Genomic DNA, 23,763 nt, shown 5'->3' on the forward strand with positions numbered 1-23,763 from the left:
GCCTATTGATTTTTTTGCTGATTTATTATAATTTATTACTGAAAAATGAAGAAAGAGGATTTTATAATGGCGAAAGAAAGTCTGAAAAACAAGGCTTATAATCTGATAAAGTCAAAAATAATACATTGTGAATATGCTCCCGGAACATTTCTCAACGAATCTACGCTCATGAGCGAAATAGGTTCCAGCAGAACACCTATACGGGAAGCTCTCAGCAAGCTGGAACAGGAAGATCTGGTAAAGATACTTCCCAAGAAAGGAGTCATGGTTTCAGACCTGTCTATGAATGAAATAAATATGATCTTCGAGACCAGGATTCTCATCGAACCATATATAGTCAGACATTACGGTCAGTTCGTCCCTGCCGAAATACTTCTGTCCATGAAGGACACCTTTACAAGAAACCACCTTCAGGAAATTTCTTCTGAAGAAATATATTTTAAAGATGCTCAGTTCCACAAGCTTCTGATAGAATCCAGCAAGAATATATATTTTATTCACACGATGGAACGCATATACAATCAAAACTACCGTCTCCGTGTCATGGCCGGCAACAGGCTGAAGGACAGACTGATCGCCTCCAACAGCGAACACAGAGAGATCATAGATATGATGCTGGAAAAAAAATACGATGCAGCCTCAGAATCCATGAGACTGCATCTCGAGAAAGCGAAGGAAGCCAGCTTCGCCAATTTTATAAATACATATTGAAAACAAAGAGACAGGGCGCACTCTGCGCTCTCTGCTCTTCTATTCCGCCGTCTCTCCCCCTGCCTGCTGCCTTTCTATCTTCACACCGATCTTGTCTATCCTGTGCTTTTCCATATGGAGGACAGCGAACGTCACCTTAACGTTCTTATGCTCTACCGATATCTTATCTCCCTCCGCGGGGATCCTGTCGAAAATATTCAGAAGCAGACCGGCCGCCGTCTCACATTCATCGGCCTTCTCCGGCTCAAATCCGATGAGGTCTATCACATCGGATACAGGGAGCGATCCGTCTATGAGAAAGCGGTCGTATCCCAGAGTCACCACTTCCGAATCATCGCTCTGTATGTACTCATCATCATCTATATTGCCCACTATCTGTGTCATCACATCTGAAGACGTGACGATGCCAGCCGTCCCGCCGTACTCATCGACTACCAGCGCAAACTTCGTCTCTTTATCCTGCATTATCTGGAGAAGTCTGTCTACCGAAAGGGACTCAGACACGGCAATGATTTCCCTGACAGGCAGATTGTCATAGTCTGTTCCGCTTATCTGCTCATCGCTCCAATACAAATCCTTGATGTGGATGAATCCCTCTATCGTATCCTTATCACCTCTGCAAACAGGATATCGGGTGTACTTGCACCGTTTTATCATCTCCAGGTTTTCACTGTACGGCAATTCCAGATCGAAACATTCCATATCGGTCCTCGGCGTCATGATAGAATACACATCCTTATTGTACATCTCGAATATGTTGTCGACGATCTCGTTCTGCTTGGGATCTATCAATCCGCTCTGAGTGCTTTCATCCAGAAGTATCTGTATTTCCTCACCTGTATAAACTTCATGTTCATTGGCGATATCGTGTCCCAGCAGCTTCATCACGCCATTGGTGATAGAATTGAAGAGCCACATTATCGGTGATGTGAGCCTGTAGAACCACACCAGCGGCAACGCGGTCATCCGAGCGTATCTGTCAGTAGAGAATATTGCCAGAGATTTAGGTATCAATTCGCCCGCCACGATATGGAGCGCTGTAATGATGGCAAATCCCAACGCTATGGCGATGGCTGAGACAGCCGATTCGGGAAGATCGAACACCTCAAGGGCAGGATGTATCAATTCCGATACCGCCGGTTCTCCCAGCCAGCCGAGAGCCAGCGACGCCAGCGTTATACCCAGCTGACATGCGGAAAGATACGCATTTACATTATTGGCTACCAGAAGAGCAGCCTTCGCCCCGCTCTTTCCTTCTTCCTCCGCTATCTGAAGCTGTGACTTTCTCACCCTCACCAGAGCGAACTCCGCCACCACGAAAAACGCGTTCATAAACAAGAAAAATACTACCAAAACCAAACTTAGCGCCACTGACAATAGGGAATCCTCCTTTTTACCGCAGACATTTTGCATGTCTCATTACTTCAGTTATATTACAATTGTATAGTGTATCAATAATAAGCAGGTAAGTCAATCTCGCGAAGATCCTGACGGCAGCCGTGGACCACGGTCTTTCCATGCCCATACGGATATCAGATGTCATCTCTATCACCGGTTCCCGTCGTAACTGCTTATATCACTTTACCGCTCCAGAAGCATGCTGCAAAGCTCCTCCGGATCTTTCACCAACACCGACGCGCCCTTTTCTCTCAGAAAATCGCTGTCCCGAAATCCCCATACCACAGCGATCCCGTCTATTCCGGCGTTTTTCGCCGTCTCGATGTCAACCTCTGAATCACCGATATAGACAGCGTTCTCCTTAGCCACGCCCAGCTGCGAAATCACATGATTCACACTGTCAGGCCATGGCTTCCGCCTGATGCCCTCCTTCTCTCCGACTGCCGCGTCGAAAACCCCCGGAAAAAATCTATCGCACAGTTCGCCTACAGCGTAATCCATCTTGTTGGACACTACAGCTACCTTCATGCCTGCCGTTTTGAGAGCGTTTATACATTCCCTTATCCCCTTGTAAGGTCCGGTCCTGTCGAAGCAGTGCTCTTTGTAATGGCTGCCGAAATCAGCCAGCACCTTTTCCTTTATCGCCCCATCGGTCCCTTCAGGGACCGCCATATCGATCAGCTCACCGACTCCGTTTCCCACAAAACGCCTTATCTCGTCTGTCGTTCTCTCCGGGAGTCCGCTGCACGCAAGGGCGTAGTTCGTACTCGCCGCCAGATCATCCAACGTATCCAATATAGTCCCGTCCATATCAAAAATAAACAACTGATATCTCATCTTTTCGTATCCTTTCTCATGTATGGCTTTCCTCAAACTACAGGCCACCTCGATCGTTTCATACCTTATACAGCATAATCAGTATGAGCTTTTGCGTCAAGATATTTTTCTCAGCCCGCAGTGGTGGCCGTCTCAGTCACGAAGTACTGCTCATAAGCGGGAATATGAAACCTGCCGCGCGCTTTTGCACTAAAAAAGCCTCTGTGACTTTCAGTCATAAAGGCTTTTCATTACGCTTCTTTTCTCCGGATCCAGGGCAAACTGTTTCTTTTCTTCGCTGTCTTCCTTACTTCAACGCCGCGACGAGTTCCGAAAAACTCATAGTCATGAAATCTTCCGATTCATGTATCCCTTCCGGGCTGCCATAATCCTTCAATTCCTTGATGTTTCCTATCATATATTTCCCGTTTTCATAGTCCTGATCCTTCACGGCCGCAAAAATATACTCCTCCATGTTCCATTTGACGAAGTTGGTAACTTCCGCATCTATATCGCCCTCAGATTCGACGAACCAGAAATCCCTGACCTCATCGCCCTTTTCCCAATGCATGATATAGGCGAATTTGACAGGCGTCACACCCATCTCCGCATTGATGCCGTTTTCAGCAAGCAATTCGATAAATTTTTCCTTCATAAATAATGTCACCTCTCTACAGATATATCCAACATTGCCCTGCTTCCAGTTTCTTAGCGAATATACGCGATGTATTCTCCCGCGATTTGGACTGATGGAATTTGAAAAGCATCTTCCCTTCAAACTCCCCCAGTATCTCTACTTTTCCTTCCGGAAGAGACATACAGTACCGTATGCCCTTTCCCTGACCATTTTGCATATTTTTGGCGGCGTCCACTATCCTCGCCCCCTCCTCCAGCGAGACCTGGAATTGGTTTTTTACACCCTTCACCGGACGGCACTGGAAAATGTAATACGGGACGATCCCTGCGGCCGTAAGATCTCTCAGCAGATCATTCAACACTTCAGGGTCGTCATTTATTCCCTTGAGCAGTACCGTCTGGTTACGGACGATTATACCCATTTCCCTGAATATCCTTATACAATCCACGGCCTCTTCCGTCAGTTCTCTCGGATGATTGAACTGAGTGATGATGTATATCTGCTTCTTCTTCGAATATTTGCGGAAGATTTCCTGCAGCTCGCTATCCTTTCGTATCCTGTCCGGGAATACGACGGGTACCCTTGTCCCGAATCTGATGAAATCAAGATGGTCCATATCGGTAAATGTTTCCAGATATCGCTCGATCATCTCGTTGGTGAGCATGAACGAATCTCCACCGGTTATCAGTATATTGTTTATCTCCTTGTGATGCGTGATGTAATCCACCGTCGCAAGAAAATTACTGTTTATCTCCGCTTCCGTCGCGCCTACCATGCGTTTTCGGAAACAATGTCTGCAATACATCGCGCATCTGTTGGTCGCCAGTATCAGCGCCGTGAAAGGATACTTGTGCTGTACGCCCAGCATCACCGTATTGTCCGTTTCTCCGCTCGTATCCGACTCTCCTTCGTCGCTGAATTCCTCCAGACTCGGAATGCACATTTTGCGTATCGGATCTTTCGCGTCGGCCGGATCTATCAGGGAAAGATAATAGTCCGTGACCGCCATCGGGTATTCCGCTACTATTTCCTTCATCCTTTCCGCGTCCTCATCTGACATCCCTATAGCATCTTGAATTTCATCCACCTGGGTATAAATTTCATTTTGCTCCATATATTGCCCCTCTCTTCTGAAAGATTCTAATGCATACCAATACTCCCACTGTCTGATCATCCGCACAATAAAAAAGCAAATATTACTAGAATAAATGCTTTTTTATCGCTGTCGGTATTAATAATTATTCATTTTATCCCGTCTCGTAATATGCATTTATTTCTAATGAATAAAATAATACCATATTCTCTGAATCTTTTCAACATACGGAAAAATACAAAGACGCGATTCTGTATTTGAAAATTTTCCCGCGACCACTGCCTGAAATTCTGTGCCACCCGTGTATTATTATGCGCTTCGATGTATCGGACTGTTTTGCGGCCGCCTCTTCCGTCATATCTTTCCGCGAATGATCGCCGGTCTTCCCATGAAAAGCCTCAGTGATGTTTTCTTTATCCTCACATCACATACTGGCATTCAGTATCTCCACGACTTCATCACGGTCAAGGATCTTGTACCCGCCGGTCATGATACGAGTCCCGTCAGCGATGCCTTCTATCATCTCTTCTGTAACACCCAATTGGGAGATCTTCATCACCAATCCCAGCTCATTCATCCAGCTCTCCAGCGCCGCGAGCCCTTCTTCGGCTATCTGCTCGTCTGTCTTTCCTTCCGTCGTCACGTCCCATACCTGGACAGCAAACCGCCTGAATTTCTGCAGACCATAAGGCATGATATGACGATAATACGGCAGTGAAACAGCCGCCAGCGTCATCCCGTGGGTAGCGTCGGTATAGGCTCCTACCGACTGGCCCAGCATATGGACCATCCAATCTGTAGTCTTTCCTCTTGATATCAGCGTATTGAGAGCCCATGTAGCCGTCCACATGATATTGGAACGAGCCTCGTAATCCTCCGGATCTTTTATCGCTGCCCTGGAGCTGTAAACCACCGACCTCATCAGCGCTTCACTGATATAATCGCTGGTATTGTCGTCCTCTCCCGAAAAATACTGCTCGCAGATATGATTGAAGATGTCATAAATGCCTGCTACCATCTGATGCTTCGGCAGCGTGAAGGTAAATCTCGGATTCAGTATGGAAAACTTCGGCATCACTTCATCGCCGAACACATGACCTATCTTCAGCTTGCTCTCGCGATTGGTTATCACCGCGCCGCCGTTCATCTCGGAGCCCGTGCCTACCATAGTCAGCACGCACCCTACGGGGACTATCTGGCATGTCGGCTCTTCAAACCTCACGTAGTACTTTTCCCATGGGTCGTCATCACAATGAACAGAAACGGAAACGGCTTTGGCATAATCGCAGCATGAACCGCCTCCAACCGCCAGGATAAAGTCCACATCGTTTTCCCTGGCTATGCGGACGCCTTCATTGAGCTTCTCTACCGTCGGGTTGGGCATCACCCCTCCGTCTTCGAAAATCTCCTTACCGTTGGCCTCCAATATCTCCTTCACCTGATCGTAAATACCATTCTTCTTGATGGAACCGCCTCCGTAAACTAACTGGATGTTTTTACCGTACTTCGGCAGCTCATCATTGAGGTATTTCAGTGAATCCTCTCCGAAATAAAGCTTAGTCGGATTACAGTAGCTGAAATTTCCTAACACTTTCTCCCCTCCATTCCTTTTTCTCTTATTCCGTCAACATAAACGCCGCAGTCGCATCACCGCTGCCATAGCCACCGGAAACAGCGTCTGCTTTATCTTCATTAACCCTCCTGTTGTCGTCTCAGGCTCTGATGAGGTCATTGTAACACCCACGGTTCCTAATAACAAATATTCATTATACATATCCAATTATGCCCGCCAGCTATTGGACTCAACAGTATGGAGACCCTGTCATCATCTGTCAGCACGGATACTTGATGATCGTCCGCGTATTATTTTTATTGCGCACCATATTTCATTCAATCAGTCCTTCAGGCAGCCAATCGGAACTACATATACTCCATCCTTCCTTCTGTATGCGTAGTCTCCAACCCCAATCAGAACCATCAAACTTAAGCAAGGTATTTGTTGCCTGTGAGCCCTGGTTTCTGGCATAAGAACGCATGAGGCGCTTTACCCGCTCCGGATTTCTTATTATTCCATCAGCTCTGGAGATATCAGATTTTACAACCGCATCATAATATTCAAAGGCCTGCTCAAGAGCAACCTCTCCTTTAAGGTCGGTTGCTCTGGGCCAGCCACCGCGGCACACCAGAAAAGCCACTTGATTCAGGTCAAGTGAATTTTCGCCTTCAATCTGGTCCGGTGTCTCAAAAAGTACTTTTAAACTCACCTCTCCAGTCGAGTCCAGAGATTCATATAAGCTCATAGGACGCATCAATATCCACGAGAAGCATCCTGTTCCGGTATGATGAATATGCTCATAGGAAGCCGGAACTGCAGCGCCTGTTAAAATAAACTGTCCCATTTCATCCCTGTGATCGACCTCAAATCTGACGGCATCCCACAGCTTCGGCGCAATTTGCCATTCATCGATCAGCCGCGGAATTTTTCCCTTCAAAAGTCTCCCTGGACTGATTTCTGCCATTGTCAGATTTTGTTGTTCTTTTTCCGGATCTGCCATATAAAGAATACTGCCGGCAATCTGCTCAGCCGTTGTTGTTTTTCCACACCATTTAGCCCCTTCAATCAAAACAGCACCTTTTCCAAGCAGCAGCTATTTTTTCGGTTATCTGGCCCTTTTTAATTTCTTTCATCAATACAGACAGACCGCTCCGCAATCTCCCCCGGCGCATACGCCTCCCCGAAATTGACACAGGCATAGACCGCCTTGGGATTTCCCGCTGTCATCCGCCAGAAAGTATACTTGATTATCACCGGAGTGCTATGTTTATTGTACGCCAAAAAACTTGTATAATGCGGCATGCCTTCTAACTACAAACAGCCGGCTGGATTGTTCCAATCGGCTGTGCGGCATGTAGTTTCATTATTTTACAATAGTATAGCTGGTGTTTCTCGCTTTTCCATTCTGCTTTAACAGGTTGCTTTTTACCAGCTTTTTTAGAATTCTGGCAGCAGTAGACGAACTTACTCCAAACAATCCGACTATATCACTTCTTGTAACAGCCCCATGTATCCGGGCATATTCCAATACTTTTTCTTCTCTGGCACTAGTTGGCACACCATCGGAAATGTTTGCCGACGGTTCTGACGGAAGTGCCGGATTACTGCCCTTTTCATATTTTACGTTAATATTCGGAAGTATGATCTTAAAGGCATTTTTCGTGGTTTCAATCACAGGCTTTTCCTCCATGCCTTCATATGCCTTCATTATTTTTCCCACTCCAGTACCATAGGCCTCAATTAAATGCAACCGATAGAATACATTCGCAAGATCCTGATTTCGACATACGGAAATACCCACCATAATATCTTCCAGGTCAATTCCCGGCATCAACCCACCAATGGACACAAATTCAATCCGGTCAGCATAAATACTGATAAGCGCACTGGCGCTAAAGGAATAATCTCGATGAACCAGTAAATTCAGCAATGCTTCCCTGACGGCGATTTCAGGGTAGTCCCTGACATCGATCCTCAATAATTTTTTTATGGTCGCACGAGTCTGATTGCGGAAGTCAATAAAATCATACGCTTCATTCATCTGTTGCAGCAGCGACCCGGTAAATTCCCGACGATCCTTAAAAACCGTCTGATCTTTTCCCTGAAAAACAGCAATTTTAATTGTATGGACACATTGATCGGACAGGAGCAGCCCCAAATTGCTGTAAAGGTTATCCTGATCGACAAACTTCAAAGTACGCATTTGCTGCGGACCAAATTCTATATTCCGAAACTCAAATTCCTTTTTTGTGGTTTCAAATGTAAGTTCCTGGTTCAGTGAGCGCATCGCTTCAAAGCGATCCCCATCCGTTTCCTTAATCATACGGCAGATCGCCGTGTCAGTAGCCGGAACCGAGGAATACCCTTGCCTGACATATACCCCCTCTGGACGCATCCCTTTCTTTGCAAGATAATAAGGGCGATCTGTCCCTCGCTGAATATCAACAGCAACGATCTCTTTTCCATCTTCTTCAATGGTTTTATAGTGCAGAAACATCGTTACATCGGGCTTGATGGCATCTCGTACCATATTGCTGATTTGCAAAGATACGCCGTCAGGATCGGCCACTCCGACTACCGTGCCGTCATCCTGAACGCCAATATACAGTTTTCCACCCTCACAGTTAGCAAAAGCAATGATTTCCTTTATGATTTCGTCCACAACAACTTCTTTCAGTTCTATGGTCTCACTTTCCCGAAAAAGCATACCGCCATCTCCTCCATTGTCATTAATGGTTCTATAATAGCAAATCGATCTAATCGTGTCAAATCATCTGAACCGATTATGATACGATTATGAACCGATTCTTTCGCAACATGCATAAATACAGTCATATTTCAATAGCTTGTCAACTTAAAAATCCGCTTTTTCTCTAGTAATATAGTCAAATTCAAAATGCACATCGATAGCGAACCGGCATTGAATCTGTTGCTTTTTACTTTAGTTTTTTTAATATTGCTCCAATATCTCCATTGATACAAATTGACTTCTTTTTTATTTCATCAGGGGCAAAAGCCTCTCCGTAATTCAAACAGGCATACACCGCATCTTCCCACTCGTATGCCATCCGCCAGAAGCTATACTTGACTATCGTTGGCGTATTGAAGCCAACGGCTGCTTCTAAAAACAGCACTTTCATGTTTTGATGTCTGCGGAGAAAATCAGAATATCGCTGTGCTGCCCTGTGCCAGCCTTCATCCTCCACAAAAGTATCATCAGCCCGGAGATTCATACTCATAGGTTTTCCGCACTTCGGACAATGGGGAACCAATTCAGAGGGAACCTCCATTTTAGGCACAATCCCTTCCGGTAAATTCATCTCACCGCTTTCAGCGATCACATAGCCTTGTGCTTCAATCATTTTACGGATAATCTCTGCATTGTCATAAGTTTCCTTATGGCAAGGTACACTGCACTGGAACAACCCATAATCCCCTTGCGTATAAAACAGGCGGCGCTTGTCAAATCCCGCTTTTTGAAAGCAGTGGTCCACATTGGTTGTCAGGACAAAATAATCTTTATCCTTTACCAAATCATAAAGCTCTCTGTAAACCGGCTTCGGAGCATCCATATACCGGTTAATGTAAATATACCGGCTCCAATACGCCCAATGTTCTTCCTGCGTGTCATACGGATAGAAGCCTCCCGTATACATATCGTGGAACCCGTATTTTTCCTCGAAGTCGGCAAAATTCTCGCGGAACCTGTCGCCATCATATGTAAATCCTGCCGATGTGGACATCCCGGCTCCCGCTCCTATCAATACGGCGTCCGCCTCGTCCAGAGCCTTCCGGAGCCGCTCTGTTCCCTTTTCATTCTGCCAGCAATCGTCTGTAGATTTCAAGGTCCTCATCCTTAAAGACATTGAATATCACCTCCATCTCCACGTCTTTTTCATCCAGATATCCCGTCACTGTTTCGACAGCTATCCGCGCCGCTTCTTCATTGGGGAAATGGAATTCTCCAGTGGAAACGCAGCAAAACGCGATGGATTTCAGTCCGCTTTTATCTGCCAGTTCCAGGCAGGAGCGGTAGCAGGCTCTCAGCATTTCCCTGTCCTTTTCCGTAACGCTCCCCCGGACGACAGGCCCCACCGTGTGTATGACGTGAGCCGCCGGGAGATTGTAGCCGCCAGTGATCCTGGCCTGGCCCGCCGGCTCAGGGTCGCCCTGCTTTTCCATCAGTCGTCGGCACTCCATCCGTAACTGTACCCCGGCGTAAGTATGGATGGCATTATCTATGCAGCCGTGGCACGGGACGAAACACCCCAGCATACCGCTGTTGGCGGCGTTTACGATGGCGTCAGCTTTCAGCGTCGTTATATCCCCCTGCCAGAGATATATGTGCCTTCTCACCGGCGTCAGCTGCGCCACTGTCGTCACGCCACGTTCCTCCAGTCTCTGCCGCAGATATTCATCCTGCACCTTCAGGAAATCATCGCTGACTGGATCGGGAGGGCGGACATTCATCAGCGAACGCAGCAGCCGTCTCCTGTCCTCCTTTTCCTCCGGTATGGAGAGCCGGCGATACTCGTCCCGCTCTCCCATCAAATATTCTATCAGATACACAAGCCTCTCATCCTGATCCATCGCTTAGCCTCCCTTTCGCTTTTGACATCTTCCTGTGACTTCTCTACTCCTATCCTCTCCTGTACGCCTGACACATTATATCGCACCGAGGCTGAGGTTTTCGGGCTCTTTTTTCGGGCTCTTGTTGTAACTATATTTATTATAACAAAAATATATCACCGCTTGCATGTAACGTCAATAGTTACAACAACTTTTTTCGAAAAAATCTTCTCTTCAAAAAAATAAACGCAGCAGATGGTAAACGATCTCCAGCTGCTGCACTTTCGTCACGTTATTCCTGTTTGATTATACTTGCGAACCGCGTTGCGGCTTTCACCCCTATCCCTTCTCCGGGGCTGTTTCCGCGGAAATATACCGACGCGTATCACGGATGACTTCCGCCAGAGTGATATGCTTAAGCTCCGCCTCAAGCGCCTGTTGTACCTGCGTAAGCTTAGCGTCCAATACATTGTGTATATTTCTTCCTACCGGACAGTTGATATTAGGATTTTCATGGAAATGAAAAAGGCCTTCTTTTTCCACGCACTCCACCGCCTCATATATATCCAGGAAAGTGATCTCCTCCGCCGGTTTCGCCATGGAGGTACCTCCGCTGCCCCGTTTCACTTCCACCAGCCCTGCCGCCTTTAGCTGTGAAAGTATCCGTCTTATGATGACTGGATTGACATTGATGCTGCCTGCCAGGAAATCACTGGTTATCTTGTGTTCTTTCCCGAATGTATCGATACACGCAAAGATGTGGACTGCTATAGTGAACCGGCTGGATATCTGCATAAGACCATCTCCCTTTCCTTCGCTGCCGCCTGCGGTCTCTTCAGTTGACTTCTGTATCAACTACTTTACCACAAACTCTCAGCTGCCGCAATCGGGAATGATATTGAAGAACACCCTGTTGGCCAGCGCCAGTATGTATCTGATGTCATCCATCTCGGCCCTCCTTCGCCTTATATACCGTTCATGGGCCGAATCGAAAGCATCAAGCAGCTCTTTTTTGCCCATCTTTCTTCTTCTCCGTCCCTCCCATCGCGCCAGGGCCGCCGTGAATCTTCCGTGAAGCATATGTTCGTATTTCATATGCTGCCTGATATTACCGGTAAAGGCTTCATTATGCGGGAATGTGAAAGCGTCTGCCAGATAATGGATCACCTTGCCGGCACGGTAGTATTTCAGCGCTTTCGGATATCTGCCGTCTATCCTTTCCAGCAGGACCTTTATGCGCCTGCTGCTGTTGACAAAACTATGTCCTTTCAGAGAGCTGCATCTGAGGAACCCTTTCAGAAACGTCAGGTAATTAAGATCCGGTTCTATACTTCCCCATATGAACATCAATCTGCAGCCCAACGGTACCCGTTGCTGCTCTTCCAGTCTTTTCACAAGGGATATCCCCAACATCCTGTGATCTATAGTCTGCATTTTCAGCCTCCCTTCACAAGCCTTTTCCCCGCGTCACGCGACACGGAATATCAGTTGCTTCTGAACAGTCCAACTGATGATGAAAAGCACACATTCCGTTATCAACTTTGCCGGGTACACCGACAAGCCGGCAGACTGAACGAGAAAATCCAATATTATATTGTTGAGCAGCAGTATCACGCCTGCCAGAAGTATATACTGAAAAGCAGTCGACGCCTTTCGCCTGGTATGGAAAACATGGCGGCAATTGATATTGTAATTGTACAGAGCGCTCACCACTCTGGCTGTAACGTTCCCGGCCATGACCATCGCTGTTGTGTGAGGCAGGAACAGCATGAACAGCGAGAAGAGTCCGTAATCCAGCAGAAAGCTCGACATGGAAGATAAGGTGAACTTGAAGATATCCTTGTATATCCTGAAGGAGTCCCTTACAGAGTTGAAATGGGAGCACGAATTTTCTCTGTCATGATATATGGTCTCTATCTCCATCTCCTCTATATCGATATGCTTCCTGGCGCATGTCAGCAGCACATTCATTTCATATTCGTACCTCTCTCCGCTGACTGCCAGGAGGTCAGGCAGAAGTCTTATATCGAAGGCTCTCAATCCTGTCTGAGTATCTGATACTGCCGTCCCGCTGACCAGTCTGAATACCTTTCTCGTTATCCCGTTTCCCAATCTCGATCTCAGCGGCATATCCTTTCCAACTTTTCGCACGCCCAGGCAAAGCGCTTGCCTGTGCTCCTTTGAAAAATCCAGCAGTCTCATCATGTCCTCAGGACGATGCTGGCCGTCTGCGTCCATGATGCCGATCGTATCGTATCCCCATATCTCTTTCTTCACATATGTGAGAGCCGTCTTTATCGCGGCTCATATCTGTAAATCTCCTGGGAAGCCGCCCTCTTCTCTCCCGAGCCGCCTGACGTTCCGGAATCCCCGCTTTCCATCTGGCTGCACCCGCCCAGCAGCGCCGCAAAAATGAGCACCGTCATCACTTTTATCAAAGCCCCTGCTTTTCTCATGATGATTTCCCTCATGGTCCCTACTGCAGGAGGCCGTTCTCCGAGAGATAATCGTCGATGGCCCCCGTGTCGGTGTGCTCCGCAAACAGGCCGTCGTGGACGTTGGCCCCTGCCGCGTTGTCCCTTACGAACCGGATGGAATTATCGAACTGCTCCGTATCCATCGACGCCGACTGTGTGAATGGATACACATCCTTGTCGGTAAGGTCGTAGCTCTCCAGGAAGGTCCCGATTATCATCGGAGCCGTGTGCCACCATATAGGGTAGCCTATCAGTATCCTGTCGTACTGGTCTATGGAATCCGGCAGGTTGGCGATGGCCGGCCGTGCGTCGCTGTCCCTTTCCTCGAGAGCCACATCGCCGCACTCGTTGTAATCGGTCGGATAAGGAGTCTCAGGCTGTATCTCGTACAGGTCTCCCCCTGTCTGCTCCGCGATGTAAGACGCCATCTCCTCGGTATTGCCCGACCAGGAAAAATAGGCTACCAGCGTGCTGCTATCTCCCGCTGCCGCACCGCCCTGGCCGTCCCGGGCCGAGCCGCTGTTCTGATTTCCCTGAGCCGAACCGCCCGACTGTCCGCAGGCCGCCAGTGTAAATACCAGCAACATTACGGCTGCTATCGCCGTCACCATTCGTTTCTTTCCCATGATTCACTCCTTTCATTTTTACTCATTGCGAGTTTTATTTCCTTTGTGTTGCTTTTTCCTCATGTTTGCATTATAATTGATACAGATCCACCTTTCAACGGACATGTGCAGCTAATTATTGTATTAAGCAACACATTTGTCTGCCGTGAGGAATAATTCTCAGAAGGGAGTTGAATATCCATGGAAAAGAAAAAAGAAGACCTTCGGGTCCGAAAGACGAAGAAAGCCATCCGGGACGCATTCGAAGAGATGATATGCGAAATGGATTACGAACAGATAACCATCAAAGAGCTGGCCGCCCGGGCCCAGATAAACCGCAAGACCTTTTACCTCCACTACACCGACCTGGACGATTTGCTGCGAGAACTTCAGGATGAGATAGCCGAGACTTTCATCAGACAGGACGTGTCCTACAGCAGCATGAAGGACATCCGCGACCTGGTGCGTCTGTTTTTCGAGCACGCCGCCGTAATGTCGCCCCTCCACGAGAAGCTGCTGTGCAACGGAAGCTATCAGACGGTGTGGATGCGCATAAACAAGAAGATAATGGACTACAGGAAGGAGACCAACCGCGGCGTATTCGGCCTGGACCAGTACGCGGAAAATCTGGTCTTCGCCTATTACGGAGCCAACTCGGCGCTGCTGTACCGCCAGTGGGTCGCCGACGGGAAGAAGCTGCCGCTGGAAGATCTCATCGATATGGCCACCAGACTGATATGCAACGGCATGTCCAGTGTGGTCAAGGGATAGGTGAAACGGCCTGCCGGCCCGTTGAGCCGGCAGGTCAACAGGTCGCCAGGACCCGGTCCACATAGTAGGCCAGGCAGCCCCAAAGTCCCATCATCGCCAGATACTCCGCGAAAAATACAGCCAGAGGCATTTCCATATCGAAGAACACAAACTGGCTCCTCATCAACAGATAATCAGCTATGTTGTTGCGTATCAAGGCGTACCCGCCGAAACAACAGACTGCCAGCGCAACTGCCCTGACGATCAGACTGCGCACCTTCGAGGCGGATGATATCCCCGCCGCCTTTTTCACTACGTTCATCACCATCCCCCAGTGCAGCCCCAGATGAACACTCATCAGTATAAATCCCCAATAAGCCGATACCATGTGGAGAGTCCTGGCAAAGCCCAGCCCTCCTTCCAGCGGCAGGAATGCAAACACCTCCCTCGACAGGATGATTCCGCTGACCATCAGTCCTGCCATGGAAAGGAATACCATAAAGTTGACACCGGTCCTCAGGACACGTCCAGCGCTGTATCTGCCCTTGAACAGATTTCCATACCATTTTCTGTTGAGAATGTTGTGGACGATGAACATGACAAGCATGGCCGTCCCCATCCACTCGTGGGCCGTCTCGCCTATCAGCATATATGCCATCTGACACGGCAGCAGTGCCGTCATCACCATATCGACCAGGAGTTTCAGTTTCATCTGCCGTTTCAAGAGACCATCTCCCCTCTAATACCCCAGTTGACCCAGCCAGTCCATGATGTCATCTCTCGACGACGCAGCATCTTCCTCGTAGACATCGAAGACATTCTCGGATATCTCGCCGCCGCTTACAGAATCACTGATGTCCTCTACGCTGTTAGCCAGCCCGCCCGTGCCGTGAGAGCAGAACAGATACACCTGTTTTCCGGAAAAATCGTAATCCTCCAGAAATGACAGCACCGCCATCGGCGCCCCGTACCACCAGTTGGGATAGCCGATGAAGACCGTATCGTAATCATCCATGTTCTCCACCTGGGCTGTCAGCTCCGGTCTGGCATTTTCAGCCCGCTCCTCGTTTGCCCTGTCAAGGCATTCATCCCAATCCGAAGGATACGGCTCCGTCACCTGTATGGTGAAGACATCGCCGCCTGTACCCTCCTGCACCCAGCCTGCCAGCCGCTGCACATCTCCCGGCACCACAACGCTCGGCGACGTGACGGCATCCACGTCCTCATCCGTCTCGGCATTCTGCGCCCATGAGAAATACGCTATCAGCACACTGCCGTCTCCGTCAGCCGGCTGCGCTTCGGCCTCTGACTGATTGTCAGCCGGTTCGCTTTCACCGCTTCCCTGCTGCTCCTGACCACAGGCCGCCAGCGAAACGGCCATCAGGAAAACCAATATACATACTGTAAGTCGCTTCATAAACAGCACCTCCATCTTCTTTCATCTCATCGTTTCATATCCCCGCTTTCCCGACCCATCCCGCGCCGCCCGCAGCACAAAAAATGTAAGCCTGAAAGGGATATATTCTTCCTGTCACGCTTACATTATAGATTTGCTGTTTTGCCATGTCTAATACCTTGTTTTTATGATATTTCATGCTTTAAAAGCATGGATCAACAACCCGGTCCGACCGCAGATTAGTTGAAAACCTGACTGCAACATTGAAATCATAACAACGTATTGAAAGACTTTTCCAGCGTTTCCTTCAGGAATTCGATGAACCTGGCGGCAGCCAGACCGAAGGGCTGTTGACGTTTCCAGGCCAGTACGCTGTTGGCGCTCAATTCCGGCGACAATGGACGGCAAACTATCTTTTCCCTGTCCCAGAAGGAGATCGACCCCTGTATCGCAATGGCGCATGCCAGCCTGTTATGCGCCATGACAGCGCTGTTAGAAGGCAGATTGCTGGTAAACAGTACATTCAGCTCGTCGTAATACTCACCGAACCAGTGGGCCAACTCGCTCCTGACATTGAGACGCCGAGGAAGGATGAGAGGTACCTCTTTGAGATCCTCCGCCGTGATATAATCTTTCTGTGCCAGCGGCGACCCGGGATGCATGACGACTATCCACCGTTCAGCCCTGTCCAGCCTGATGAATTCATATTTCTCCATATCGACAGGCTCCAGCAGCAGACCGACATCCGTCAGTCCCCGGTCCATCCTGTCCTTTATGTGGTCAGCAGTAGCCGTGTAGATGTCGAATGTAACTGCCGGATAACGTTCATGGAAGCGGCGAAAGATATCGGGAAGGATCTGGACTGCTGCCAGGTCTCCGCAGCCCACTGATACGACTCCTCCTACATTTTTTTCCTGCTGCGCTATTTCCTTTTCCGTCTTATCTACCAGCTCCAGTATTTCCTCGGCTCTCCGCTTCAAAAGCAGGCCTTCCTCGGTAAGTGTCACCTTCCTCGTTCCCCGCTCCAGCAGCCTGACTCCCATCCCCTCTTCCAGCTGAGATATCTGACGGCTCAGGGTCGGCTGAGTTATATGAAGCACCTCGGCGGCCTTCGTAATGCTTTCCTCCCGCGCTACGGCCAGAAAATACCGCAATACCCTTATTTCCATGTCCGCACCTCCTTACAGTGCCGTCCCTTTTTTAGGAACGAAAAACCTGGAGGTGTCCACCCCCTCATGTTCCAGCAGCCATATCTTCAAGTCGATACCCCCTGCATATCCCGTCAGGCTGCCGTTGGTGCCTACGACCCTGTGACACGGGATGATGATGGATATGGGATTATGGCCTACAGCGCCGCCCACAGCCTGGGCCGACATGGAGTCCTTGCCCTTCATGGCGGCTATCTTCCTGGCTATCTCGCCGTATGTAGTCACTTCCCCGTATGGGATATCACACAGTATCTTCCACACCTCCTGCCGGAACTCACCGCCTATGGGCGCCATCGGCAGCGCTGATATCTCCGGCTCTTCTCCGTTGAAATACCTGTCCAGCCATTCCCTTGTCTCATCGAACACCGGCACGTCGTCCCTGTGTATCATCTCCTCGTCCACCGTGTCCTCGTAATATTTCTGTCCTTCTATCCACAGTCCGACCAGATTGTCTCCATCGCTTCCCAATGTGAGATTCCCTATCGGCGAGGGGTAAAATGTCTTGTAAAACATGTTCTTCTCCTTTCTCTGATCTGTGCTCCGATGACTTTCTTCCTGCTACTCCGAAGCGTTCCAGATACACATAACGGCATATGCTCGCCACGGCCGCCAGCTTTCCGCCAGTTCCAGCATTTCCTTCCGGCTGCGGGGAGCCAGTCCCTTCTTTACGCCCAGGTCCGTCTCCAGGAAAGCGTCAGTCCAGCCGAAAGCCCGCATGGCGATGTATCCGGCTGTCCACGGGCCGATGCCGGGTATTTCCACGAGCCTTGTCATCTCCGCCTCCGGATCTGCCCACAGCTCGAAACCTGTTTCCCGCGACGCTATCAGTTCTGCCAGGCTGCAGATAGTCCTGGCCCTCGATGAGATGATACCGAGAGCCGACAACTCTCCTTCCGTGCGATCTCCCAGGGAAAGTATCTGTTCGGCCGATGGAAATACGAAGTCCAGTCCTTCTATACCCGTCTCCGTCTGAATACCAAATTTCTCTACAAACCTTCCTGCCAGCGTAGTCGCCGCCTTTACGGTTATCTGCTGCCCCAGCACAGCCCGCACGCTCATTTCGAACATGTCGAAGCACCCCGGTATGCGGGTTCCGGGAACGAATAGCCCCGGCTTTATATCGTCCATGGAAATCAGCTTCTCCTGTATCACCGCCGGTTCGCAGTACAAGTCGAACTGACGGCGTATGCGGCTCAACACCTGAGGCAGCACCGGCAGCAGAGAGTCGGATATGGTCACCTGGAGCCTGTCCTTTCCCTCGTTGTTGCCGACCTTTATCCATCCCGTCAATTCCCTGCCATCCTTCACAGACAGCCTCGCCGTACGATAATAGACGCCGTCCCTGACGATCTCCACCCCCGGGATCGCTCTGTAGCTGAGAAACTTCAACAGCCTGTCCCATTGATACGGCGGACGGTAACCCAGGCCCAGCGTAACGCCGACCGCCTTTCTTTCCCCGTCCTTTGCGACACTCCGTCTCAGGGCAGTGGGCGTCAGCCTGTACCGCTTCCTGAACAGCTCGTTGAATCGCCTCAGGCTCCCGAACCCGGATGCCATAGCCACTTCCGTGACAGAAAGCTCCGAGTCGGTCAGCAGCGTCTTGGCCAGCAACAGACGGCACGTCTGACGGTACTGGACCGGCGAGACATGATATTCCATCTCAAAAGCCCGTCGCAGATGTCTGTCCGTACAGCCCAGCTTTTCCGCTATCTCAGAAATGCTCTCGTCGCTGCCGCAGCCGCTTTCTATCAGCTCCGCGGCCTTTCGCGCCAGAGACGAAGTGGCATCCACAGGCGCAAAGCCAGGCGCCAGCTCCGGTCTGCATTGAAGACAAGGTCTGAACCCGGCCTTCTCCGCTTCCGCCGCAGTCCTGAAATACACACAATTCTCGGCCTTAGGCAGTTTAGCATTGCAGACGGTGCGGCAATATATCCCGGTAGACAGCACTCCCACGAAAAGCCTGCCGTCATATCTGGGATCTCTGGCTTTCAAGATTTCATACAAGAACTCTCTCTTCTCTTTCATAGCTTCTCACAGCTCCTTCTTGCTAGATTATACCACGGCGCCGCAGAAAAACTAGCCGTTTTCGGACATGGAAATATTTATCCGCACGCCACTTGTCCGTCTTGCACGGACGAAATGAAAAAGAGCGGATCACGCGCCCGCTCTCTTCTCAATCAAAGTTTTTAAAATCCATTCTGACCAGCTTTTTCCCGTTGGGAAGAGGAGATTCCGCCCTCCTGGACAAAACATATCCTGTTGCTGACATGGCTTCCTCCAACCCCCACTCCTCTATCTGATGATGGACTTTATCCAGACCGTCGAACACATGGATGTACGGAGAATCGGATACCCAACTTTCCTCGCCGTTGATTTGAATCCCACACGAAACGATCGGCGACGACACTTTTTCCACGACTCGCTGAAATGCCTCATACCCGATGTACTCCACCAGCAGATTGGCGATGACCATATCAGCCTGAGGCAATTCTTCCAAGTTTTCGCACAAATCGATGCAAAGACATTCCAGCGTCTCGCCCATATACCCATATCTGGCCACTGTTTCCTCCAGATACCGGGGATTTATATCCACGCCGTATATCTTCGATATCCTGTCCGTTGGAACATGTCTGAGACCGTTTCCGCCGGCAACACCGAGTATCATCACGCTGGACACGGGATAATCGTTAAGCTGTTCCTTCATCATGCTGTCCAGAGTCTGAAGCTGCATGACGGAATCCAATTTCATATGGTTCTCATAATCATCAAGTGAAATCTCTTGCCACGGGTTTCTCACGTTCTTCCCTCCTCCGGTCCTATCTCCATTATCTTTCCCGGATCTCCGCTGCACAGCGCTTCCAGATTGTCGGATATCTTCTCCGCATCCCAGTCCCACCAACGGAGCTTCAACAAGTGCTCGATCAGCGCGTCGTCAAACCGCTTTCTGATTACGCGGCATGGATTGCCGCCTGCGATGTGATACGCCGGGATGTCTCCTGTCACCACGGAGTCAGCTGCGATCACAGCACCATCTCCGATGTGGATGCCCGGCATCACCGTCACGTTCTGACCTATCCACACGTCGTTTCCCACGACAGTGTCACCTTTGATGGGCAGGTCCTCGATGGCAGGCGTACACTTTTCCCAGCCGCCGCCCATGATGTTAAACGGATATGTAGTCACGCTGTTCATCCGATGATTCGCCCCATTCATGACGAATTCAATACCCTTGCCGATGGCGCAGAATTTCCCGATAATGAGCTTGTCGCCGATAAACTCATAATGATGGGTTACGTGCTCCTGGAAATTTTCCGGATCCGCCGGATCATCGTAATATGTGTATTCTCCGACGATGATATTGGGCCTTGTAATGGTGTTTCTGATGAAGCAGACACTGGGTATGTTTTCATTAGGATGTATCGCTTTAGGGTTTGGTCCCTGCATGATATCACCGCCTTTCAGTAATTTTGTCTACAGATGGGCCACCATGATGTATTCCTCATCGGTTTCGTCCAGGATCTTAAAACCGGCCTTCAGATACATGTCCGCCGCGTAGTTTTCCTTCTGGACTGACAGGGAAACCATAGGATATCCGGCTTTCCTCAATGTACGGAGCATCTCATCCAGCAGCGCCGTCCCCGTACCCCTGCCCCTGTGTCCGTCCTTTACTGCCATAGCCATAGAAGGTGTGCCATCGTCGATATGCCCATAATCATCCATGATGCGTGACCATATGGCGCCGACCACCCGGCCGTCTGTCTCGGCCACCAGCGCCCTGTCGTGCGCTGAACCTCCGAACCCTTCCGTGTAGATCCGCAGCTCAGGCTTTTCTACGATATCCCTTGGCGGAGGTTCCGTCCCCTCCGGAACAAATATAGCTTCGTAAAGGAAATCATCCAGCAGCTGTATCTCGTCTTTTCTCATCTTCCTTACGACGCAGCCTGTATTCTTTTCCATGATGAAATTGACCAGGGCGACGCCCCTCCTTTCCACCTGCTGCGCCTTCACGACCCTGTAACCTCTCCTTTCAAAGAAAGGTCTGGCCGTAATGGAAGCATGGACGACGACCTTGCCCCGCGCTTTTCGCTCCAATCTATCGCAGATGGCGGAGCCGACACCTTTACCTTGGTGCTCCCGGTGAACGTACAGTCTGTCCAGATATCCTCCATCCTCCATGTCTCCGAAACCCGCGATGATCCCGTTCCGAACCGCGACAACAGTATGATGCTCCAGAAACGACTGGTTCCAGCTTGCCAAGTCGATGTCCTCCGGCGCCCACGCATCCAGTTGCTTCCCCGTGTAGTCCGCCCCATTGACTGTATGAACCGTGTCGTAAAACAGCCTGGCCAGCTCCCTGCAGTCCTCTTCCCTGTATTCCCGCAGCTTCATCTTTCCACCGTCTTCTTCCTGTTTCTGAGGATATCGACGATGATGAAAAGCAGCAGCATCACCACCAGCATGCAGTATAGGCTGCTGAAGGGATAAAAGAAGATATTTATCTCGAACGTCACATCCACGATCCCGAAAACAGCCAGGATAAAAGGGAGAATGCAGAGCAGACCGTTGAAAACAACCACTCCCAGAGATATCCATCTCCCCGCAGGACATGAAGCTGACAGTTTTCTGTGAAGCGCCATCATCACGATCATGTACGTTCCCGCCAGCACTCCCGATATCAGCGGCCAAATTCCCAGCAGATAAGACGCCCATGACACGTCCCACATGATTTCATGCAGTGAATCTTCGCCCCTTTCCACCAGCAAGGCACACTGAAAGCACAATGGAAACATCACAAAAAATATGATACTGTACACTATCCCTTTCTTTGTAAATATCAACGAATTCATTTATCTGCCTCCGTATCCGTCTTCGCCTTTTTATCGATGTATATGCCTGCTATGATGACCGTCGTCAGCGCTGTGGCGGAAACCTTTTCATGCCATCGGCGTGCCGACTTCTATCAGATTGCCGTCAGGGTCATAGAACCTTATCACCTTCTGTCCCCAACTGTGAGTCATGAGCCTGTTTACATATCTGATGGAAGGATAGAGCCGTTGGAGGCGCTCAGCAAAAGCCTCTATATCCTTCTCCTCAAAATACAGCTCGCAGGAATTGCTCTCCGACACGATGTCCCGCCCCAGAAAGCCTTTCCATATCTTCTCATCCTGGAGTACCAGCCCTTCCGTCAATATCACATTCCCATCGTTGTCGAGGACTACGTTAAGTCCAAACAAGTCGTGATAGAATCGCTTCGACCTTTCAATATCCCTGACGACGATCAATACGTTTTTCAATCTCATGGCCTTCACCTCCTGCCAAACGCGGCCACTGATATCCTCCTGTAATGTTTCCTGCCGGATTTTTAAAATTCTTCTCAAATCCGGCACGCCTGACACAACTTCTTGCCGGATTCCACGTTTTGATTGAAAATCCGGCACATCGCCTGCCGAATTTTTTGCCTTCCCGGAAAACCCGGCACATTCTCGTGTCAAAGCTGCCGGATTTTCGCTTTCCATTGAGAATCCGGCAAAATTTCCTGCAAACCAGTGCTTTCCGTCAAATTCTGTCCACTGAACCGATAGATCCTCCGATGCCGACGAGGATGCAATTAAACATCTTTCCTGTCCTCCTTACCTTCTACAGCTTACGCCGCAGATAAACCATGTGGATCAGCTGAACGCCGCCTTCATATATAGGATGATCGTAATTATCCGTGAAAAAATTTTTGATCATATGAGAACGATGAAAGCCGCACCTTTCATAGAAAGGGACCGTTGCCTTGCTATCGCCTGTCCCCACCTGTAAAATGCGATATCGTCTCTCATACCTTTCGCCGATGAAATCTATCAACGCTTTCCCATATCCCTTTCCTCGTGATTCCGGTTCTATCGCTATATTTTTGATTTCAAGGACCCCATCTCCCTCATCGGTAACGACGCATTCTCCCCGTACTGCGCCGCCCTCTGTCAATATATACATAGTCCCATTATCCAGATACCGGTCTATCATATTCTCCTGTTCATCCGCGCAAAGCAGCAGGGAAAGATATCGCTTTTTGTCTCCCGTCACTTCACTTATCTTCATTTAAGCCCCATCTCCATCATCACGTGGGGGATTCCGTCTTCCAAAAACTCGTCAGATCTCACCCGGAATCCCAGCCCTTCATAAAAACCTATGGCATGAGACTGTGCCTCCATGACCAGCTTCTCTGCAACGCCTTCTGTTTTTATCAATCCCAGAGCATCTTCCATCAGTGCTTTTCCCAGGCCGCACCCCCGTCGAACCGTCAGAACCCTTCCGATCTGGAAGATCCCGCTCTCCCTGTCTCTCGGGAAGACTCTGAGATAAGCCAGTACTTTACCCCTTTCCTCATAGAAAAAATGGGTACTGATATGATCCACACCATCGATGTCCTGATATGGACATTTCTGCTCCACGATGAACACTGCCATCCTGACCCTGAGTATCTCATAAAGTTCCGCCGCCGTCAGCTCCTCAAATCTTTTGACCTTCAATTCCGACGCCGTTCCTGCCTTCATTTTTCAGCT

General features: G+C 49.5%; 28 protein-coding genes and 1 pseudogene. 2 read left to right on the plus strand and 27 right to left on the minus strand.

What is annotated here, in order from left to right:
- The first annotated feature begins 66 nt into the window (after positions 1 to 66).
- Positions 67 to 711, plus strand: a complete 645-nt coding sequence (locus ACQY69_RS04170) for a GntR family transcriptional regulator (protein ID WP_428258885.1) — start codon at positions 67 to 69, stop codon at positions 709 to 711.
- Positions 712 to 750: 39 nt separating this feature from the next.
- On the opposite strand, the gene ACQY69_RS04175 is transcribed toward ACQY69_RS04170, so the two are convergent.
- The 14 genes from ACQY69_RS04175 to ACQY69_RS04240 form a co-directional block, all read right to left on the minus strand.
- Entirely contained in the window at positions 751 to 2,082 is a 1,332-nt protein-coding gene (locus ACQY69_RS04175; RefSeq protein WP_428258887.1) for a hemolysin family protein, read from the minus strand.
- A 210-nt stretch (positions 2,083 to 2,292) separates the two neighbouring features.
- Positions 2,293 to 2,982, minus strand: coding sequence for an HAD family hydrolase (locus ACQY69_RS04180; protein ID WP_428258889.1), 690 nt, complete (start codon positions 2,980 to 2,982; stop codon positions 2,293 to 2,295).
- Between the two features lie 250 nt (positions 2,983 to 3,232).
- Positions 3,233 to 3,580, minus strand: coding sequence for a hypothetical protein (locus tag ACQY69_RS04185; RefSeq protein ID WP_428258891.1), 348 nt, complete (start codon positions 3,578 to 3,580; stop codon positions 3,233 to 3,235).
- 16 nt (positions 3,581 to 3,596) lie between these two features.
- Positions 3,597 to 4,676 (minus strand): KamA family radical SAM protein, encoded by a 1,080-nt coding sequence (locus ACQY69_RS04190; RefSeq protein ID WP_428258893.1) that lies wholly within the window; start codon positions 4,674 to 4,676, stop codon positions 3,597 to 3,599.
- Between the two features lie 403 nt (positions 4,677 to 5,079).
- The gene (locus ACQY69_RS04195; protein WP_428258895.1) at positions 5,080 to 6,246 is read right to left on the minus strand and encodes an iron-containing alcohol dehydrogenase; all 1,167 of its coding nucleotides are present in this window, start codon (positions 6,244 to 6,246) and stop codon (positions 5,080 to 5,082) included.
- 295 nt (positions 6,247 to 6,541) lie between these two features.
- Positions 6,542 to 7,279 (minus strand): ATP-binding protein, encoded by a 738-nt coding sequence (locus ACQY69_RS04200; RefSeq protein WP_428258896.1) that lies wholly within the window; start codon positions 7,277 to 7,279, stop codon positions 6,542 to 6,544.
- A 294-nt stretch (positions 7,280 to 7,573) separates the two neighbouring features.
- The gene (locus ACQY69_RS04205; protein ID WP_428258898.1) at positions 7,574 to 8,917 is read right to left on the minus strand and encodes an RNA-binding domain-containing protein; all 1,344 of its coding nucleotides are present in this window, start codon (positions 8,915 to 8,917) and stop codon (positions 7,574 to 7,576) included.
- A gap of 229 nt (positions 8,918 to 9,146) precedes the next feature.
- Positions 9,147 to 9,953, minus strand: coding sequence for an SIR2 family NAD-dependent protein deacylase (locus ACQY69_RS04210; protein WP_428258900.1), 807 nt, complete (start codon positions 9,951 to 9,953; stop codon positions 9,147 to 9,149).
- 70 nt (positions 9,954 to 10,023) lie between these two features.
- A complete protein-coding gene (locus ACQY69_RS04215; RefSeq protein ID WP_428258902.1) occupies positions 10,024 to 10,800 on the minus strand; it encodes a protein-ADP-ribose hydrolase in 777 nt (258 codons plus the stop codon).
- Between the two features lie 318 nt (positions 10,801 to 11,118).
- A complete protein-coding gene (locus ACQY69_RS04220) occupies positions 11,119 to 11,634 on the minus strand; it encodes an Rrf2 family transcriptional regulator (protein WP_428258904.1) in 516 nt (171 codons plus the stop codon).
- Positions 11,635 to 11,652: 18 nt separating this feature from the next.
- The gene (locus ACQY69_RS04225; RefSeq protein ID WP_428258906.1) at positions 11,653 to 12,213 is read right to left on the minus strand and encodes a zinc dependent phospholipase C family protein; all 561 of its coding nucleotides are present in this window, start codon (positions 12,211 to 12,213) and stop codon (positions 11,653 to 11,655) included.
- Positions 12,214 to 12,246: 33 nt separating this feature from the next.
- Positions 12,247 to 13,056: a GtrA family protein gene (locus tag ACQY69_RS04230; RefSeq protein ID WP_428258908.1), complete on the minus strand. Its 810-nt coding sequence runs from the start codon at positions 13,054 to 13,056 to the stop codon at positions 12,247 to 12,249.
- A 17-nt stretch (positions 13,057 to 13,073) separates the two neighbouring features.
- Entirely contained in the window at positions 13,074 to 13,235 is a 162-nt protein-coding gene (locus ACQY69_RS04235; RefSeq protein WP_428258909.1) for a hypothetical protein, read from the minus strand.
- A 20-nt stretch (positions 13,236 to 13,255) separates the two neighbouring features.
- Positions 13,256 to 13,882 (minus strand): flavodoxin, encoded by a 627-nt coding sequence (locus tag ACQY69_RS04240; protein WP_428258910.1) that lies wholly within the window; start codon positions 13,880 to 13,882, stop codon positions 13,256 to 13,258.
- A gap of 180 nt (positions 13,883 to 14,062) precedes the next feature.
- Here ACQY69_RS04240 and ACQY69_RS04245 point away from each other — a divergent pair, with 180 nt between their 5' ends.
- The gene (locus ACQY69_RS04245) at positions 14,063 to 14,632 is read left to right on the plus strand and encodes a TetR/AcrR family transcriptional regulator (RefSeq protein WP_428258912.1); all 570 of its coding nucleotides are present in this window, start codon (positions 14,063 to 14,065) and stop codon (positions 14,630 to 14,632) included.
- Between the two features lie 34 nt (positions 14,633 to 14,666).
- Here ACQY69_RS04245 and ACQY69_RS04250 read toward each other — a convergent pair whose 3' ends face one another.
- From ACQY69_RS04250 to ACQY69_RS04310, 13 genes and pseudogenes are all read right to left on the minus strand, one after another.
- Positions 14,667 to 15,335, minus strand: coding sequence for a DUF4405 domain-containing protein (locus tag ACQY69_RS04250; RefSeq protein ID WP_428258914.1), 669 nt, complete (start codon positions 15,333 to 15,335; stop codon positions 14,667 to 14,669).
- 15 nt (positions 15,336 to 15,350) lie between these two features.
- Positions 15,351 to 16,028: a flavodoxin gene (locus ACQY69_RS04255; protein WP_428258915.1), complete on the minus strand. Its 678-nt coding sequence runs from the start codon at positions 16,026 to 16,028 to the stop codon at positions 15,351 to 15,353.
- A 248-nt stretch (positions 16,029 to 16,276) separates the two neighbouring features.
- Positions 16,277 to 17,176, minus strand: coding sequence for a LysR family transcriptional regulator (locus ACQY69_RS04260; RefSeq protein ID WP_428258916.1), 900 nt, complete (start codon positions 17,174 to 17,176; stop codon positions 16,277 to 16,279).
- A 12-nt stretch (positions 17,177 to 17,188) separates the two neighbouring features.
- A complete protein-coding gene (locus ACQY69_RS04265) occupies positions 17,189 to 17,728 on the minus strand; it encodes a methylated-DNA--[protein]-cysteine S-methyltransferase (RefSeq protein WP_428258917.1) in 540 nt (179 codons plus the stop codon).
- Between the two features lie 45 nt (positions 17,729 to 17,773).
- Positions 17,774 to 19,240, minus strand: coding sequence for a DNA-3-methyladenine glycosylase 2 family protein (locus tag ACQY69_RS04270; protein ID WP_428258919.1), 1,467 nt, complete (start codon positions 19,238 to 19,240; stop codon positions 17,774 to 17,776).
- A gap of 148 nt (positions 19,241 to 19,388) precedes the next feature.
- Complete coding sequence (locus ACQY69_RS04275) at positions 19,389 to 20,012, minus strand: class I SAM-dependent methyltransferase (protein ID WP_428258921.1); 624 nt, start codon at positions 20,010 to 20,012, stop codon at positions 19,389 to 19,391.
- The gene (locus tag ACQY69_RS04280) at positions 20,009 to 20,659 is read right to left on the minus strand and encodes a Vat family streptogramin A O-acetyltransferase (protein ID WP_428258923.1); all 651 of its coding nucleotides are present in this window, start codon (positions 20,657 to 20,659) and stop codon (positions 20,009 to 20,011) included. The genes ACQY69_RS04275 and ACQY69_RS04280 overlap by 4 nt, the downstream gene beginning before the upstream one ends.
- Before the next feature lie 27 nt (positions 20,660 to 20,686).
- Positions 20,687 to 21,172 carry an N-acetyltransferase family protein gene (locus ACQY69_RS04285; protein ID WP_428261012.1) on the minus strand — a complete coding sequence of 162 codons (486 nt, stop codon included), beginning with the start codon at positions 21,170 to 21,172 and terminating at the stop codon, positions 20,687 to 20,689.
- Positions 21,155 to 21,604: pseudogene (locus ACQY69_RS04290) on the minus strand (GNAT family N-acetyltransferase); the annotation flags it as partial. The pseudogene ACQY69_RS04290 and the gene ACQY69_RS04285, both read right to left, overlap by 18 nt.
- Positions 21,601 to 22,062: a hypothetical protein gene (locus ACQY69_RS04295; RefSeq protein WP_428258925.1), complete on the minus strand. Its 462-nt coding sequence runs from the start codon at positions 22,060 to 22,062 to the stop codon at positions 21,601 to 21,603. The gene ACQY69_RS04295 and the pseudogene ACQY69_RS04290, both read right to left, overlap by 4 nt.
- An 87-nt stretch (positions 22,063 to 22,149) precedes the next feature.
- Entirely contained in the window at positions 22,150 to 22,515 is a 366-nt protein-coding gene (locus ACQY69_RS04300) for a VOC family protein (RefSeq protein ID WP_428258927.1), read from the minus strand.
- Between the two features lie 337 nt (positions 22,516 to 22,852).
- Positions 22,853 to 23,299 carry a GNAT family N-acetyltransferase gene (locus ACQY69_RS04305; RefSeq protein WP_428258929.1) on the minus strand — a complete coding sequence of 149 codons (447 nt, stop codon included), beginning with the start codon at positions 23,297 to 23,299 and terminating at the stop codon, positions 22,853 to 22,855.
- Positions 23,296 to 23,754: a GNAT family N-acetyltransferase gene (locus tag ACQY69_RS04310; protein ID WP_428258931.1), complete on the minus strand. Its 459-nt coding sequence runs from the start codon at positions 23,752 to 23,754 to the stop codon at positions 23,296 to 23,298. The genes ACQY69_RS04305 and ACQY69_RS04310 overlap by 4 nt, the downstream gene beginning before the upstream one ends.
- Positions 23,755 to 23,763: the final 9 nt, after the last annotated feature.

This window comes from Gallibacter sp. Marseille-QA0791 (assembly GCF_965119705.1).
GTDB classification, from domain to species: domain Bacteria; phylum Bacillota; class Clostridia; order Peptostreptococcales; family Anaerovoracaceae; genus Lentihominibacter; species Lentihominibacter excrementipullorum.

Bases quoted from the DNA above. Each gene is read 5' to 3' on its own strand.
- ACQY69_RS04260 (WP_428258916.1), bottom strand. From the start codon at position 17,176: ATGGAAATAAGGGTATTGCGGTATTTTCTGGCCGTAGCGCGGGAGGAA.
- ACQY69_RS04295 (WP_428258925.1), bottom strand. From the start codon at position 22,062: ATGAATTCGTTGATATTTACAAAGAAAGGGATAGTGTACAGTATCATA.
- ACQY69_RS04225 (WP_428258906.1), bottom strand. From the start codon at position 12,213: ATGCAGACTATAGATCACAGGATGTTGGGGATATCCCTTGTGAAAAGA.
- ACQY69_RS04185 (WP_428258891.1), bottom strand. From the start codon at position 3,580: ATGAAGGAAAAATTTATCGAATTGCTTGCTGAAAACGGCATCAATGCG.
- ACQY69_RS04305 (WP_428258929.1), bottom strand. From the start codon at position 23,299: ATGAAGATAAGTGAAGTGACGGGAGACAAAAAGCGATATCTTTCCCTG.
- ACQY69_RS04265 (WP_428258917.1), bottom strand. From the start codon at position 17,728: ATGTTTTACAAGACATTTTACCCCTCGCCGATAGGGAATCTCACATTG.
- ACQY69_RS04285 (WP_428261012.1), bottom strand. From the start codon at position 21,172: ATGGAAAAGAATACAGGCTGCGTCGTAAGGAAGATGAGAAAAGACGAG.
- ACQY69_RS04255 (WP_428258915.1), bottom strand. From the start codon at position 16,028: ATGAAGCGACTTACAGTATGTATATTGGTTTTCCTGATGGCCGTTTCG.
- ACQY69_RS04210 (WP_428258900.1), bottom strand. From the start codon at position 9,953: ATGTCCACATCGGCAGGATTTACATATGATGGCGACAGGTTCCGCGAG.
- ACQY69_RS04310 (WP_428258931.1), bottom strand. From the start codon at position 23,754: ATGAAGGCAGGAACGGCGTCGGAATTGAAGGTCAAAAGATTTGAGGAG.
- ACQY69_RS04270 (WP_428258919.1), bottom strand. From the start codon at position 19,240: ATGAAAGAGAAGAGAGAGTTCTTGTATGAAATCTTGAAAGCCAGAGAT.
- ACQY69_RS04280 (WP_428258923.1), bottom strand. From the start codon at position 20,659: ATGCAGGGACCAAACCCTAAAGCGATACATCCTAATGAAAACATACCC.
- ACQY69_RS04215 (WP_428258902.1), bottom strand. From the start codon at position 10,800: ATGGATCAGGATGAGAGGCTTGTGTATCTGATAGAATATTTGATGGGA.
- ACQY69_RS04190 (WP_428258893.1), bottom strand. From the start codon at position 4,676: ATGGAGCAAAATGAAATTTATACCCAGGTGGATGAAATTCAAGATGCT.
- ACQY69_RS04235 (WP_428258909.1), bottom strand. From the start codon at position 13,235: ATGAGAAAAGCAGGGGCTTTGATAAAAGTGATGACGGTGCTCATTTTT.
- ACQY69_RS04170 (WP_428258885.1), top strand. From the start codon at position 67: ATGGCGAAAGAAAGTCTGAAAAACAAGGCTTATAATCTGATAAAGTCA.
- ACQY69_RS04300 (WP_428258927.1), bottom strand. From the start codon at position 22,515: ATGAGATTGAAAAACGTATTGATCGTCGTCAGGGATATTGAAAGGTCG.
- ACQY69_RS04205 (WP_428258898.1), bottom strand. From the start codon at position 8,917: ATGCTTTTTCGGGAAAGTGAGACCATAGAACTGAAAGAAGTTGTTGTG.
- ACQY69_RS04240 (WP_428258910.1), bottom strand. From the start codon at position 13,882: ATGGGAAAGAAACGAATGGTGACGGCGATAGCAGCCGTAATGTTGCTG.
- ACQY69_RS04245 (WP_428258912.1), top strand. From the start codon at position 14,063: ATGGAAAAGAAAAAAGAAGACCTTCGGGTCCGAAAGACGAAGAAAGCC.